Origin of the sequence: Mycolicibacterium setense, from assembly GCF_000805385.1 — a bacterium.
GTDB lineage: Bacteria > Actinomycetota > Actinomycetes > Mycobacteriales > Mycobacteriaceae > Mycobacterium > Mycobacterium setense.
The window spans coordinates 835,703-850,844 of record NZ_JTJW01000010.1; the positions used below are offsets into that span (position 1 = coordinate 835,703).

General features: G+C 63.4%; 13 protein-coding genes. 9 read left to right on the forward strand and 4 right to left on the reverse strand.

The features are described 5' to 3' along the window. Positions 1-168: 168 nt before the first annotated feature. Positions 169-1,335: an iron uptake system protein EfeO gene (efeO, locus tag QQ25_RS29095; protein WP_052236136.1), complete on the forward strand. Its 1,167-nt coding sequence runs from the start codon at positions 169-171 to the stop codon at positions 1,333-1,335. A 9-nt stretch (positions 1,336-1,344) separates the two neighbouring features. Here the strand turns inward: efeO and QQ25_RS29100 are convergent, their stop codons facing one another. Next, the gene (locus tag QQ25_RS29100; RefSeq protein WP_234711998.1) at positions 1,345-2,598 is read right to left on the reverse strand and encodes a glycosyltransferase family 4 protein; all 1,254 of its coding nucleotides are present in this window, start codon (positions 2,596-2,598) and stop codon (positions 1,345-1,347) included. Between the two features lie 300 nt (positions 2,599-2,898). On the opposite strand from QQ25_RS29100, the gene QQ25_RS29105 reads away from it, so the two are divergent. The 7 genes from QQ25_RS29105 to QQ25_RS29135 are packed head-to-tail and all read left to right on the forward strand — an operon-like array spanning position 2,899 to position 11,398. Beyond that, positions 2,899-4,407, forward strand: coding sequence for a lipopolysaccharide biosynthesis protein (locus tag QQ25_RS29105; protein ID WP_039382521.1), 1,509 nt, complete (start codon positions 2,899-2,901; stop codon positions 4,405-4,407). Further along, positions 4,404-5,003, forward strand: coding sequence for a YveK family protein (locus QQ25_RS29110; protein ID WP_131546253.1), 600 nt, complete (start codon positions 4,404-4,406; stop codon positions 5,001-5,003). The genes QQ25_RS29105 and QQ25_RS29110 overlap by 4 nt, the downstream gene beginning before the upstream one ends. A 2-nt stretch (positions 5,004-5,005) precedes the next feature. Further along, positions 5,006-6,871 carry an O-antigen ligase family protein gene (locus tag QQ25_RS29115; RefSeq protein ID WP_052236139.1) on the forward strand — a complete coding sequence of 622 codons (1,866 nt, stop codon included), beginning with the start codon at positions 5,006-5,008 and terminating at the stop codon, positions 6,869-6,871. After that, on the forward strand, positions 6,868-8,061 hold the full coding sequence (locus QQ25_RS29120) for a glycosyltransferase family 4 protein (protein WP_039382524.1): 1,194 nt from the start codon (positions 6,868-6,870) through the stop codon (positions 8,059-8,061). Before QQ25_RS29115 ends, QQ25_RS29120 begins: the two co-directional genes overlap by 4 nt. A gap of 3 nt (positions 8,062-8,064) precedes the next feature. Further along, complete coding sequence (locus tag QQ25_RS29125) at positions 8,065-9,057, forward strand: hypothetical protein (protein WP_082017723.1); 993 nt, start codon at positions 8,065-8,067, stop codon at positions 9,055-9,057. Further along, positions 9,054-10,196, forward strand: coding sequence for a glycosyltransferase (locus tag QQ25_RS29130; protein ID WP_039382526.1), 1,143 nt, complete (start codon positions 9,054-9,056; stop codon positions 10,194-10,196). Before QQ25_RS29125 ends, QQ25_RS29130 begins: the two co-directional genes overlap by 4 nt. Then, the gene (locus QQ25_RS29135) at positions 10,193-11,398 is read left to right on the forward strand and encodes a glycosyltransferase (protein ID WP_039382527.1); all 1,206 of its coding nucleotides are present in this window, start codon (positions 10,193-10,195) and stop codon (positions 11,396-11,398) included. The genes QQ25_RS29130 and QQ25_RS29135 overlap by 4 nt, the downstream gene beginning before the upstream one ends. A gap of 11 nt (positions 11,399-11,409) precedes the next feature. Here the strand turns inward: QQ25_RS29135 and QQ25_RS29140 are convergent, their stop codons facing one another. The 3 genes from QQ25_RS29140 to QQ25_RS29150 form a co-directional block, all read right to left on the reverse strand. Continuing rightward, the gene (locus QQ25_RS29140) at positions 11,410-13,128 is read right to left on the reverse strand and encodes an alpha/beta hydrolase (protein WP_039382529.1); all 1,719 of its coding nucleotides are present in this window, start codon (positions 13,126-13,128) and stop codon (positions 11,410-11,412) included. Positions 13,129-13,193: 65 nt separating this feature from the next. Beyond that, the gene (locus QQ25_RS29145) at positions 13,194-13,598 is read right to left on the reverse strand and encodes a holo-ACP synthase (protein ID WP_039382531.1); all 405 of its coding nucleotides are present in this window, start codon (positions 13,596-13,598) and stop codon (positions 13,194-13,196) included. Between the two features lie 5 nt (positions 13,599-13,603). Further along, positions 13,604-13,798 carry an acyl carrier protein gene (locus QQ25_RS29150; protein WP_276014763.1) on the reverse strand — a complete coding sequence of 65 codons (195 nt, stop codon included), beginning with the start codon at positions 13,796-13,798 and terminating at the stop codon, positions 13,604-13,606. Between the two features lie 330 nt (positions 13,799-14,128). Here QQ25_RS29150 and QQ25_RS31035 point away from each other — a divergent pair, with 330 nt between their 5' ends. Then, a complete protein-coding gene (locus QQ25_RS31035; RefSeq protein ID WP_234711999.1) occupies positions 14,129-15,133 on the forward strand; it encodes a lipase family protein in 1,005 nt (334 codons plus the stop codon). Positions 15,134-15,142 lie beyond the last annotated feature (9 nt).

Consider the following 15,142-nt stretch of genomic DNA (forward strand, 5'->3'; position numbering starts at 1 on the left):
ACAGACCTGACCGGGTGCACGCTGTTCGACCTGCTTTCGGATGTCCAAGCCTTGAGCCCAACCGAAATCGGACTATACCGGCGGGCATAACAGGCCGTCGGACCTTCGAATGTTGCAATTCTGCTGTTGGCTTGGCTATTCCGCGATGGTGCTGGAAAAGTCGATCAGATGCGACACGGTGCCCACCACGCGAAGGCCGGCCTGACCACCGCCCTCATACTGGCCGGTCTCACCGCAAACTCCCTTTCCGGGTGCGCCCCCAAGCAAACTTTCGACGACGGCACGCCTGCAACCGACGAGATCACGGTGGCCGCCTCAGACGACTTCTGCCAATTGTCGAGGACAACCGCAAGCACCGGTGCGACCACGTTTGTCGTCACCAACAACGGCACCCTGGTCACCGAGTTCTACGTCTACGCCGCCGGTGACCGAGTGATGGGCGCAGTAGAGAACATCGCCCCCGGCTTGCAGCGCAAGCTGATCGTGCAGCTGCCCGAGCCGGGCAAGTACTACACCGCGTGCAGACCCGCCATGGTCGGCGACGGGATCCGTGCCAACTTCACTGTCACGGGCACGGCAGTCACACCTACCCAGAGCAAGCTCGAGGCGACCGCCGTTGGCTACAAGAAATACGTCACCAACCAGACGAGCGAACTGATCACCGCCACCGAGGCATTCGTCGGCACGATCAAGAAGGGTGATGTCGAAGGCGCCCAGCCGCTGTACTCAAAGGCCCGCGCCTATTACGAGCGCATCGAGCCGGTCTCCGAATCGTTCCCCAACGATCTGGACCGGCGCATCGACCTACGCGAAGCGGATTTGCGCCCAGGCGAGAAATGGACCGGCTTCCACCGCCTGGAGAAAAACCTGTGGATGAGCAAGCCGCCGCCGGATACCAACGCGATCGCCGACCAGTTGGTGGCCGACGTCAAGGAACTCGACGCCGCCGTCAAGGACCCGAAGTGGTCGATCGGCCCCGCCGAGTTCATCAGCGGAGCGCAACGCGTGCTCGATGAAATGGCCGCGAGCGCGATCACAGGCCAAGAGGATGTCTTCAGCCACACCGACCTGTGGGACTTCCAGGCCAACCTCGACGGATCCCGCATCGCAGTCGGCTCAGTTCGCCCGATCGTGGATGAACGGCGTCCCGATTTCGGCGTCCAGATCGACCAGGCGTTCGCCAAAGTCGAAGGCGTGCTGGACAGTCACCACTGGAACGATGGATTCGTCTACTACGACTCGGTAACCGAACCTGAGCGCCAAGAACTCTCACAGGCCATCGTGGCGTTGAGCGCCGTCGTCAGGCAAGTGCAGGACGTCGTGACCCAGCGATGACCACCGTGTTCAACGCAGCATGAAAGCCTTGTCATAACAACTGAACACGGCGTCCTTCGCGAATGTGGCATCGAATTGCCCACGGGCACCGTCGGATATCTCACGGTTGCGTCCGGGATCAGTCAACTCACCCATCGCCTCGACAAATTGTGCAGGCTGGTCGGCGATGAACACCCCGTGCTCACCACCAGCGGCAAATCCATCGGCTCCTACGGTCGTCGAGACCACAGGTAGCCCTCGGCCCAGCGCCTCGATAACTTTCAGCTTGATCCCCGAACCGAATCGCAGGTGGTTGATCAGCCCGGCTGCTGAACTCAGCACCTCCGTGAGGTCGTCGACATAACCCTCCAAGCTCACCGAACCACCAAACCGCGCCACCACCTCGGCCAACTCGGGGCCGCAGTGCCGCCCGATGACGCGCAGCCGGGCGTTCGGCATCCGGGTCAGCACCAGCGGCCACACGTCGGTCAGGAACGACCGCACACCATCCTCGTTGTGCGGCAACGACAACAGTCCGACAAAGACGAAATCAGGGGCTCCGCCGTACTGACGGCGGCGGAACGGCGGCGGCTCGACCAAAGGAGGTACCGCCATCACATCGGCCGATCCCCGGTCAGCGACCCGGGCAGTCAACCTGGCGGCCTCCCCAGCGTTCACCAACAGGTTCCGCCGGAATCGCAATGCCGCACGGTCCTCGCTACGCCGGACCAGGGCCGCCTCCACGCGGAGGAGTGCCCGTTGTGGAAGCTTGGCGTCGGCTAGGGGCCGCAACATCCTGGGCACGTGTTCGGCGAAATTGCCCAGCGGCCGCATGGTCACATCGGGGTAGCGATCCGCCGCGTCGAGCATGGCGGTATAACGCTCGGAGAACAGATCATCGAGGTAGCACAGCTGCCGATCGGCATGTGCCTGGTCAGCGTATTGCGCCATCCGAATGGTGTCGTAGATCTCCAGATCCGGGCCGATCCGCTCCAACACCGTGTGCACCGCCCGTCCGACTTCCGGCGAGTACAGCAAGGATTCCTGCAGGGATGCCCGCCCGGTCGGTATGCGCCCAGCCACCGCGGTCAGCGTCGCTTTCCGACCAGGCTTCGGCAGCGGGTGCAACATGACCGGGAACTCCGGCTGAGGCCGACCACCGACCAGCAGATAATGCACATCTTCCGGACCCAGCCGTTCGCGGAAGTACTCCAGAAAGCCGGCCAGCACCACCTTCTTGCCGGCGTCGGTGGGATATGGATCAACCGCGCTCACGAGTGTCACGGACACCGCACACCTGCCTCGATTTATTCAGTCGCCCGCCCTATCTCAGGCCGCAATTGCATCACAATTGAACCCACGATCGCGTACTGACACCTCGGTTTTCCGCTGCGCTCAGCGCCGCTGGCATACACTGTCCCCGCACGTCAGTAGCAAGCCGTCACTGGCCAAACACGCGCGTCAATACAATTTCAGCAAAGTCGACAGGAGCGATTCGGCGGTGAGACACAATTCTTCACCGAACCGCATCTCGGTAGCGGACATGCAGGCGCACGCACCGAAACCGGGGAAGATGCGGTCTAGATGACGCCGATCGATCCCGCTGAGCCGCCGATCGAGAATCCAGGTCGAACACTCCAAAATCCTCCGCCGGTCAAAGCGCCAAACCTCGGCAAGCAGACGATCTGGAACTACTCCGTCTTCGCCATAAGCAAGAGTTCGACGCTCTTGATGACTGTCGTGGTCGCCCGTCTGCTCACCCCAGCCGAATTCGGCATCTTCGCCCTGGCTTTGTTACTGGTCAACTTGTTCGATTACGTCAAGGACCTCGGCGTCGCGGAGTCGCTGATCCAAAGTCACCGGCCCTGGAATCGCATCGCCCCAACCGGATTGACCCTCTCCATCGGATTCGGGGTGATCGCCGGAGCAGTACTGGCGGCCACGGCCGGCATCGCCGCCAGGCTGCTGCACCATCCGGACCTCGCGCCGCTCATCCGGGTCCTGGCAATAGCGTTGATGATCTCGGCCTTCAGCGTCGTGCCGTTGTCCTGGCTGCGCCGTGACCTGAACTTCCAACGCCGGCTGTTGCCGGAGTTCGTCGGCGCGATGGTCAAGACTGCGCTGACGATCTGGCTCGCCGCAACCGGCCACGGGGTGTGGAGTCTGGTCTACGGCCAACTGGTCGGCGTACTGATCACCGCAATCCTGTACTGGTGGGTCGCTCCGACCTTCATGTGGCCGCGGTTCCAACTGGACGAAGCCAAGGCGCTGTTGCGGTTCGGGATCCCCGTCACGGGCGTAACCTTGCTCGCCTACGCGATCTACAACGTCGACTATCTGGCCGTCGGGACCCGGCTCGGCACCACCGAACTCGGCCTGTACACCTTGGCATACCGGGTGCCCGAGCTCGTGGTGCTCAATCTGTGCAGCGTCATCAGCGACGTGTTGTTCAGTGCAATGTCCCGGCTGCAGCACGACCGCGGGGCCATGTCCTCGCAGTACCAGAAGGCACTGGGCATCGTCCTGGCGCTGACCGTGCCGGCCGGCGTCGGTCTGGCGGTGGTCGCCGGTCCCCTGTTGCACACCCTGTACGGCACGCAATACGACGACGCCAAGAACATCTTGGTGGTGCTGGCGTTGTACACCGCGGTCTACTCCGCTTCGTACCACGCCGGCGACGTGTTCAAGGCGGCGGGCCGCCCGGGGCTGCTCACCGCCATCAATGCCGCCAAACTCGTGCTGCTGGTCGGACCCATCTGGTGGGCTGCGGGACATAGCGCGACGCTGGTTGCCGTTGCCCTACTCAGTGTGGAGCTGGTTCATTTCGCCATCCGGATGACTGTGGTCCGTCGGATCATTCCACTACGTTGGAAGCAGATTTTCTCCGTGATCGGGCGGCCTGTGGCAGCAGCAATCCCCATGGCTGCCATCCTGTTTGGTATCGGTCCGCTCGTTGCCCACTGGCCGGCACCGGCCCAACTCGCGCTCCTGATTCCGCTGGGGATGGCGATCTACGCAGCGGCGCTGTGCGTCACCGCGCCGCAGTTGGCGCGGCCGGTCGCCAGTCGATTGGCGGCAAGATGGCGAACATGAGTAGCCCGACGCGCCTATGGCGGAACCCAGTCGTCGTGGCCTGTGCGGTCATCGGCCTCGTCGTGGGTGCTGTCGCCGGATTCCTTTTCCCGGTGTCGACCACCTATCGCGCGACGGCGCAGGTTGCCCTGGTCCCCGGACCCAACCTGACGACCGCGGACGCGTCGGCCTACTGGGAAGTACTGACCCAAGGACAGGTTTCACGCACCGCGGCAGCAGTTTTCTCTGATCCTCGCTGGGCCTCCAGCGCTGCACTGGCCTCCGAAGTCGATGAAGCGAGCCTCATTCTGACGGCCGGCGCCGTACCTGACACCACGATGGTGTTAATCTCGGCCGACGCACCGTCGGCCCATGCCGCACAGGCCGCCGTGGCAGATCTTCTCGCCAAGGCCACACCTGAAGTCGCCGCGGTGTCGGCTCCATTCCAAGTCCGGGTGGTCTCACCCCCCAGTGATGGGTACGCGATGGCGACACCACGGAGCCAGCTGATCCTGGCCGGTGCGCTGGGCGGGTTGATGTTCGGCGCTGCGGTCGGGATCGGCGTCACCTGGTTTCGCTCGCGTGGAAGCAACGCCTCGCACCGAAGCAAACAATAGCCATGCCCGAGATGACGCGCTCCAACAGATGGATCGTCGGCGTCCTCGTTGTCATGGTGGTCGTCGAAATTGCCAACCTGTCGGAGGTCGCCAGCGCGTACACCTCGGCACCGCTGCTCAAAGCCGGCGTGGCCCTTGCCACCATCGCCTTGGGCTTGACGCTGCGCGACCCCGCAGCCCGGGCCCGGCTCAACCGCTGGACGGTGGCCGGCGTCGTCCTGATCGGCATCTACGTCGCCGGGCAGGCGATCGCGATGGTCGGATCCGTCGACCTCGCCGCCTCGTCGAGCGTGATGTACCGCTCCTCGGTCGACCTGGTGTACCTGTTCATCATCCTTATGTTCACCCAGATCACCGGGCGCCCATGGGCAGTCGCAGGGGCTGTGGCTGCCACCCTGGCTGTCCTTTCACTCTTGACTTTGGCCAGCTATCTGACGGGTGGGGTCCAGACTTTCGGCGGGCTGGCACAGATTTCCGCCGCCCAGGGTGAGTTGATCACCACTCAGCGGTACAGCGGGCCCTACAACGACTCGAATTTTTGGGGCCGGGTACTGGTGATGGGCCTCGCGATGGCCTGGGCCCTGGCCTACCGCGCCCGCCGCGCGGCGCAGCAGCGACAGGCGCTGGTCTGGTTGTTGGCCGGTGTGGCCATATTGATCGGCGCCTATCTGACGCAGTCCCGCGGGACACAGTTGTCGGCCGGGATCGCTGCGGTGGTGTGGTTCATCGCATCCGGACAACCGAAGAAGCTGGCACTGGTCCCACCTGCCGTGCTGGTGGCGTTTGCTATCCCAGGTATCGGCGACCGGATGGTGGCGCTGGTCAATGACGTGCTCGGTGGGTCTGGTGGTCAGCGCAGCTACGACATCGACCCATCGGTCCTGGGCCGCGAGGCATCGCAGGAGATGGCCTGGCAGATGTTTCGACACCGGCCCGCCTTCGGTTTTGGCCCAGGGGCATTCGGCGCCGAGGTGCCGTACTACACCGACCGGGTCAAGACGGCAGTCAACGAGGGACTCGTCGCGCCGCACAATCTCTACGCACAGCTCCTCGCCGAGACTGGGATGACAGGGCTTCTGACCTGGGGGATCATGGTCGGCGGCTGCCTGACGATCGTGGCGCTGCGAATAGCCGCCGATGCCAAGTCAGTCGATCGCGCATTGGCCGCCGCAACGCTCACGGGCATCATCACCTGGTCGGCGGCGAGCGTATTTCTGCACTTGGCCTATTTCCGGTCGTTCGCCATCGTGCTCGCCCTGGCCTGCGCCCTCGGACCACCCGAACCCGTGCGACCGGAGGTGATCCGCAGCATGATGCGGACCACTGCAGTGTGGGCAGTGACTGTCGCTACGGGCGTCGCAGTTGCTGTGGGAAGCATGTTGATGGCAAGTACCCCCGCGGTGCGGGCCAGCCAGAAGGTCATCATGATGCCGGTCGGCCCACTCGACGGCTGGGCTTCCTACGCGATGAATGTCCGTGCGCGAGAGGCATTCCTGCCGACCATGGTCGAAGTCATGTACAACAACGACGCACCCGCGGATATCGACTCCGATTCGATCCGCGGTATCGCTACGTTCTCGGTCATCGCGTCCGACTCCGAGAGCGCCAAAAGGCGTCTGGCCAACGCATTAGCGGTGTCACGCACCCGGATTAATGACAACATTGGTCCAATGCAGTACACCGTCGAGGCCATTACCGGGGTGGAACTGGAACGCACCTCTGTGCGGTCCAAGTCAGCGCTGCTGTACGCGGGCGGTTGGGGTTTGGTCACGATGGTGCTTACCCGCCTACTGGCACTCCGACTTGCTACCCGATTCTGGTCGCCCGCACGCGCAACCTCACCGGAACCCGTCGAGGCCGGGACATGACGGACAATCGCACAGTCCTGATTGAGTTCTCACCGTCGGGCGGCCTCTTCCAGTTCGCCGCCCAACTCGGCGGCGCTCTGGCGCGGCACGGCGACGAGGTTGAGTTGTGGACCGGGCCCGAACCCGAAATAACGTCCGCCGAAGCTGGGTTCACGATCCGCTCCGCGCTGCCCACGTGGCATCCCAACGACAACCCTGACCACGGCTATCTCTGGTATCTGCTGCGCCGCGGTTGGCGCGCCGGCCAGTTGGTGCTGGCCTGGCTGGTGCTGGCCTTTCAGTTACGCCGTCGACCTCCACGCGCTGTTCTGTTCTCGCAGTGGCGCTTCACCTTTGAGCCGTGGTTCGTTGTCGCCATCGCTAAGTTGTTGCCACACACAGTTTTCGGCATCATCGCCCACGAACCGCTCCCTCGTTCCGATGCCACGGATACCAGCAAGCCCAAGGAAGGGCACCTGCTACAGGCCTCATTCGCCGCTGCGTGGCGGCAGATGGATGTCGCGTTCGTGTTGGGGCCGCAAACCCGGCAGATCGTCCTAGACCACTGGCAACCGAACGGCGAGGTCGTCATCATCCCGCATGGTGACTCCGGAGCCATGCGCCACGGCCGCGCACCTGCACCCGTCGCCCAAACTGAGCCCGTCGCACTTTTCTTCGGCACATGGACCACCTACAAGGGCATCGATGTGTTGATCGACGCATTCGGCTTGGTCAAAGCCGAGATGCCGACCGCACGCCTGATCGTCGCAGGCGCGGTCAGTGCCGACGTTGATGCCACGGATCTGCTTGCCCGGGCCGCCGCCAACGGAGTGGACGCCCGACCGGGCTACTGCGCAATGGACGAGGTCCCCGGCCTCATCGAATCCGCCCGAGTCGTGGTCACGCCGTATATCCGCGCCAGCGCCAGCGGCGTGGCGCACCTGGCCTACACATTCGGCCGTCCGGTCATCGGCACCACGGTCGGCGATCTACCTACCGCTATCGAAGACGGCGTCACCGGGCTGCTCGTACCGCCGAACGACGCCCCGAAGCTTGCCGACGCGATGCTTCGACTGCTGCAGGATCCAGAGCTGGCCGCAAGTCTCGGGGAGGCGGGACAGGCTGCGGTACAACGGTCTTGGAGCATTGCAGCGGCCTCGATCAGCGATGCAGTGACGGCTGCCTGCCCACGTGTCAGTCCACGGAAGTGAACCATGATCGCCTGGAAGATCGCCATCGTCGCGCTCGCTGCGTCGGCTGCGGTCGTCACCGTCACGAAGAGTGCCACGGACACCTCCCCGCATGCATTCGTGCAGCCACCAGCATCCTCGCTCCCCCCGCTGACTACCGCTCCTCAACTGCCTGCCCTACCCCAGCCGTTTGCCGAGAACAGCCCTTTTCGGACACCGATCCCACCCGACGCCGAAGTCGACCCGAATAGCGCGGCAATGATCGGTGCCGTGGGCTGGGATAACAGCGCATATGTGTCGACCATCGAATTCGGCATCCCGATCTACACCGCGAGCGCGGATACCCCCCGCTACTCGGTGCCGTGCCTTATCACCACGTGGGGCCACTGCCCGTTCAATGGGCACCGCGTGCCCATACCCGACGACGCGCGGCCGCAGTACGGCTCCGACGGCTCAATGGTGGTGATCGACCCCGAGAACCGGAAAATCTACGAATTCTGGCGCGCCAAACGTCAGAAGCACTATTGGACAACTGAATTTGCCGCCGTGAATGACCTCGATGGTTCTGGCTGGGGCGGCGCCGCCACAGGTTCGGGCGCATCCCGACTGGCCGGTGTCGTTCGGGTAGCAGAGATCGCACAGGGCTCGATCCCGCATGCGCTCGCCATCGAAAGCAATAACGTGTGTGCCAACGTGTTTCGGCCGCCTGCCCTCAAGACGGACGGTCGATCGACGAGACCCGACTGCATTCCCGAAGGCGCGCGGATACAGCTGGACCCAGATTTGGACATCGATTCCTTGGGGCTCGCACCGGCCGAGCACTTCATGGCCGAAGCGCTTCAGCGCTATGGCGGATACGTCACCGATGTCAGCGGATCACCCTTGAGCATCAGCTTCGAACGGGACAACACGGCGGCCCCGGGAACCGTCGGCTCAACCTACAGTGACGCCGGGGTGCGATGGGACTATGACGGGATGACGGACATACCTTGGAAGAAGTTGAGGGTTCTCAAATGAAGCCGATTCGGGTGCTCACCCTGATTGACGGGTTTCGGATGGGTGGCGCCGAAACACTGTTGGCACCATTGGCGGTCGCCATGCGCGACACCGATGTCGACATGGAATTCGTCGGTCTGGACAGCCCATCGGTGAACTCCGAGAAGACCATGAGAATTCTCGCCGAGGCCGGCGTTCACCCACGCTCGCTCGGGATCACCCGACTTCTGGACCCCACCGGCGTTCCCCGACTGGCCCGCGAGATCCGCAGCGGTGGTTACGATCTGGTACATACACACCTGGAGATGTCGGCCAGCTTCGCGGTTCCGGCAGCGAAACTCACCGGCCGTCCCGTAGTCTGCACGTTCCACCATGTAACCGAGCGGTGGCCCGGACTCGAATACTGGCGCGAACACGTCGCCACCATCGCCGCGACGCAGGGGGACCGGGTGTTGTTCGTGTCCGAGGCCAGCCGGGTGTCATGGGCGCAGGTTCATCGCCGGGGCCGCGTCGCACCCAACTGGGACGTGCTGCACAACGGAATCGACGTCAGCAACTTCCACCCTGGCGAACCAGATCCGGCGGTGCGTAGCGAACTCGGTGGTGGGCCTGGGCCGTTGGTCGTTCTGCCGGCCGCCTTCCGCGACTTCAAAGGCATACCGGTAGCCATCAAGGCCTGGCCGTTGGTATTGCAGAAGCACCCGGATGCCATCCTGTCGCTGGTCGGAGGCGGCGAGGAAGAGGCCGAATACCGCAGGCTGGTCAGTGAGTCGGGCTTGACCGACTCGGTGATCTTTGCCGGGATCCGCTCCGACATGCCAGAGGTGTACCGGGCCGCCGACGTCACATTGCTGCCGTCGATCTACGGTGAGAACCTGCCGACCGTCTTGATCGAGGCGTCGGCGTCGGGCAAGGCCATCGCGGCGTCACGGATCGGCGGTATCCCTGACATCATCGTCGACGGTTCCACCGGACTGCTGTTCGAACCCAACAACTCCGCCGCTTTGGCCGACACCGTGACGCGGTTGCTGGATGACACCCAGCTTCGAAGCGCGCTGGGACCGCCGGCCATCGATCGTGCGCACAGCGAGTTCTCGGCGACCGCATGGGCCCACCGACTGCAGGACCTCTACCGCGAACTAATCGAGAGCAAGCGTTGAGCGACAAACAGATCGACTACCTGGTTTCCCGCTTTCCGGTCACGTCGGAGACGTTCATCGTCAGGGAACTCGATGCCCTGTCTGCTGATGGGCGTCAGCTAGGGCTGCGGTCACTGTTTCCGTCGCCGGATCCGCAAGTTCATGACATCGCCCGGCCATGGATGGAAAAGTTGGTACGGCCAAGCATCGGTGCCAGTGCGGCCGGATTCTTCTGGGCGTCGATTCGGCACCCACTGATCACTTTGTCGATCCTGGCCGACGTGGTGCGCGGATACGGTGCCAAACCCGGCCTGCTGACCCGTGCGTTGGCCACAATTCCGATCGCCGCCGCACATGCCCGTGATCTACACCCTCTGGGTAACACCCGGCACATTCACGCCCATTACGCCACGTACCCCGCATTGGCCGCGTGGGTCTGCGCACGATTGGCCGGCGTGACCTACAGTGTCACCATTCACGCGCACGACCTATACGTGGACCAGTCGATGCTCGGCCGCAAACTGGACGGCGCAGAATTCATCGTCACGATATCGGAATACAACCGTCGACTGTTGGAGCGCTGGACCTCAACTCCAATACATGTGATCCACGCCGGAATCAACACCGCGTCATATCCTTTCCATCCCAGAAAGATTCCCGGCCACGGTCCGGTTCGCGCCCTGTGTGTCGCGTCGTTGCAGGAGTACAAAGGCCACGCAGTGCTATTGCGTGCACTGGCGCTCGGCGGCCCTGGCGTCGACCGGATCGAGGTGGACCTGATCGGCAATGGACCGCTACGCGACGAATTGCAGACCATGGCAAACGAACTCGGCCTCGGGTCGCGGGTTCGATTCCACGGCGGCCAGTCCGAGACGGTCGTCAAGCAGGCTTTGGCCGAGGCGAACCTGTTCGTACTGCCCAGCGTCGTTGCCAGCGACGGTCAGATGGAAGGCCTCCCGGTCGCTCTCATGGAGTCGCTGGCCAGCGGGATACCAACCGTATCGACGAGCTTGTCCGGCATCCCTGAATTGGTGATACCTGAGCAGACCGGCCTGTTGGCGAAGCCGGCTGACGTGCAGAGCCTGCGTGATGCATTGGAACAGCTGATCTCGTCGGGTCCCGCACTCGAGGACTACGCCCGCGCCGGACGCGATCTGGTCGAGCGGAAGTTCGACATCAATGCAACGACCGCCGCGCTGCGCGCCCTACTTGCGACTGTCTGAGAAGAGTGCCTTCACAGCTGGTCGGCAAACTCTCGACGCGCGGCGTCCAGCAGATACCGACGGATGAAGTTCTGCAAACCGCGATGTAGCACTGCGTGGTCACCCGCGGGTGCCCGCATCAGCTTCGGCTCCCAACCGCGACGCGCCAGCCGCTTGGCTCCGATCGGGCCACGATGTCCTACATACCAATCGAAGTCCATCGGTGACAGCACGAGCTCAGCGGGCACGCCACTCTTGCCAAGCGCCTTGAGCAGCACCTCGGGCGCCTGCGTGTAACCGAGCCAACCCAGTAGCAACCAGCCTTGATACGGCAGCCAATTTCGCAGCCCCTGCTTGACCAGGCCCCATACCCGCCGCTCCTCAGTGCCCTCATCGCCAGTGTCCTCATCGCCGGCAACGGCGTCGGTCACCTGCGCGATCCGCTCAGACCCGCCGTCGGAACGCCGCAACGAATAGAGCAGGATGTTCACCAGGACGACCAATTTCGCTCCGCGCTCCAGACCCCCGTACGCGGAATTCCAAGCACCCGAGCAGATTCCGGTCATGACCAGGCGCTCCGCCGGCACGCCCAGGGCATCAATCGCGTCACTCACATCGGCTTTCGCCACCGGAGAATGCATCCACGGGAAGTCCTCGGTCGCGACACCGGTGTCTCCGACCCCACGACGGTCGTAGCGGACCACGCTCACGCCCAGGGCGGCCAGTTCGCGGGCTGTGTCCGGCCAGATTCGTCCTGAACCGACCCGATGTTCACACGCGGTGTTGTGGAACAACACCGTCGGGCCGCACTCAACAGTGCCGGCAATCGCGGTCCGGATGGCAAACAGCCGGTTGGGACCGAGTTCGGTGATCGATTCGGTGACCGTTCGGCCATCAGGCAGCACACCGACGACCGCAAGATCGGCAAACACCGGCTGGAAAGCGGCCGTCTCCGACGACAAATTCGCATCGAGCCATTTCTCGATCACCGCCAGGGTATCGATCGGAATCTTGACCACAATGCTGGGTGGTTCGATGAACTCGGGCTGTCCTGCGATTTCCTGGACTGTGCAGTCACCCGCTTCTATCAGGTCGGCGAGCCGTCGGTCACCGGTGTTTTCCGGTCGGCTCAACACGAGCACAGGAGTCGAGCCAACGGTTGCCGGCATCTTCAGCGCGCGAAGCGCCGCGGCAGCGGTTGCCGAGAGGCTGATGCCGAGCAGTGGCACCTCGTCGGGTTCTGTCGGCAGTTCGTCGCCTTTCTCCCCGCCGACCGTCATCTGGTAAAGCGCCTGCTGTTCGCGCAGGTAGCGACGGCCATCGGCGGCCGGGTCCCACAGGATCAGGCCCCCGAGGTCCTCGATCGAGGAGGCCGCTGTCGCCGCCAGCAGCGCACCGGCCCGCAGGCCCACGAGCGCCACACTCTGCGCGCCGGACGCACGCAGATAGTCCACTGCGGTCCGTATGCTCTCCAGATAGTCATCCACGGCACTGTCCCGGCATTGGTCGCCCGTCGAGTCCCCGGTACCCGGGTAATCGAAGCGCAGCGTGGCAAATCCACTGGCGCACAAACGTTGCGCCAGCATTTTCAACCCGCGGTAGGTATCCAGGTGCTGACGACCGAGCGGCGGACAGATGACCACACCAGCCCGCGCAACCCCGCCGTCCGGGACGTGGACGACGCCGAACAATCGCGTTTCCTCAGGCCCGAACCACGTCGGCACGCCCTGCACGCCCGTTCCTGCCGTCATTCCTGCGTCCATACCGTCACCCCTCAACGACACCAAACTCTAGCTAAACCGTCGCGGTGTCACTGCTAGTCAGCGCAAACAGCGACCACCACAGCGGCCGCGTGGCATTCCGCGTGGGTGATCGACAGCGAGATCTCCTGCCACTGCTGCTCGGCCGCCAACTGCGCGGCCGAACCGGCGAGCCGCAATGTCGGCAGATGATCCACAGCGACCACCTCGATTTCGAGCGGGAGAAACGCGGCATCGGGACGTGCGAATGCTTTCATCGTGGCCTCTTTGGCGGCGAAACGGGCAGCCAGTCGCGGAAGTCGATTCGGCCCAGCGCAGGTCGCCACCTCGTCAGCGGTGTAGATCTTGGCCAGGAAACGCTCTCCGAACGAGGCCAGTGAATTCTCGATCTCCTCGAGCGCCACCACATCGCACCCGACGCGGATACGGTGCCCGGGCAACGCGAAGTCCGGCGGGTTCATGCGTGCTACTTGATAAGGCTGTTCACGGCCGCTTCGATGTTGTTGATCGATGCAAAAGTGGACTTCTTCAGCGCCTCGTCGGGGAACTCGATATCGAACTCGTCTTCAAGGGCAAGCATGACGTTGACCGAGGCATGCGAGGTGAGCCCGAGTTCATAGAGGTCGGCATCGGCGTCGATGCCGGTCGGATCGACCGCCATTCTTCCGTGATCAGCCAAAGCCTTCTGAATTTCTTCCCGCATGATCGCAAGCATAAGGCGCGACTGAAGGCGATGCGCCGGTCATTTCCCAAGACGAATTCGGCGAAGCACGCCGCCCGCCTGACTAGGCTCAAACCGCACACGATCCGAGGGGAGCTGACGATGCGTCGCGGTCTGACACTGATCACCGCAGCTATGCTGGCACTCGCTGGTTGCGGATCGCACTCCGAGACCGAGAAGGCCGATTCCGGGAACACAGCCGACCCCCACCACCTCAGCTCCGCCTCACTGACGAACGTTGTCGACTCCGTCAGTGACGCCTCCGCTTCCATGAACGTAATCACCCACATTTCCCGATCGGGCATTTACGACGGTGAAACCCATTTCAATACAACGGTTTTCACACCAAAGAGCAACGCGCCCGAGGGCGGATTCCCAATCGTGGTGGTGGGTGGGCGGATCACAGGCACGACCGCGGACTGTGCACCATCCCTCTCACCGAGCCTGCTCGACCTGGCACCGACCGTGGTCGCGCTGCTGAAGGCCGGTTACGTCGTAGCGGTTCCGGACTTTCAGGGTCTCGGCAAGCCGACGGCCGACACCAACTATGACGACACCTACCATCCGTATCTGGACGCCACGACCGGCGGGTACAACATGATCGACGCGGCGCACGCGGCACACATCGCCGAACCGAAAACGTCGACGTCGTGGTTGGCGATGGGCATCGGTGAAGGTGGCCAGGCTGCGTGGGCCGCCAACGAACTTGCCGTCGATTACAACAACTTCGAGGGCAATTTTGTGGGTTCGGTGAGCGTTTCACCGATATCCGACCTCAACGGACTTGCCGAAGCCGCACAGAACAGCACGTTGAACGACGATCAGAAGGTTGCATTTGCCCGCTTCGTGAATGCACTTCACGCCGAGTATCCCGAAATCGTCAACCTCGACAGCTACCGTCGCGGTGCGGCGACCCAACAGTGGAACGCCCTGCTCGGCTGTCAGCCCGCTCCCACCCCTCAGCAGATAGCGGCACAGATTCCGGCTGGAGATCTGCGGCCCGCTGACGCGGACGCGTTGAACACATTGCGGGGATTCATCCAGAAGACAAACCTGCCACAGGGGCCGGCACAGGCCCCGATGCTGGTCGCTTACAGCGGTGACGAGCCGCTCAGCCCGGCCGCCTGGACCGACCGTGCACTCGCAGCGGCCTGCAAGATGGGCGACACCATCACCATCCAACGGCAGCCGCAACCCAGGTCCGACTCGGCCGCGACTCTGTCGTGGATAAGTGACCGATTCAAATCAACACAGGCCCCGAACGACTGTCGATAGGGTTGGCGG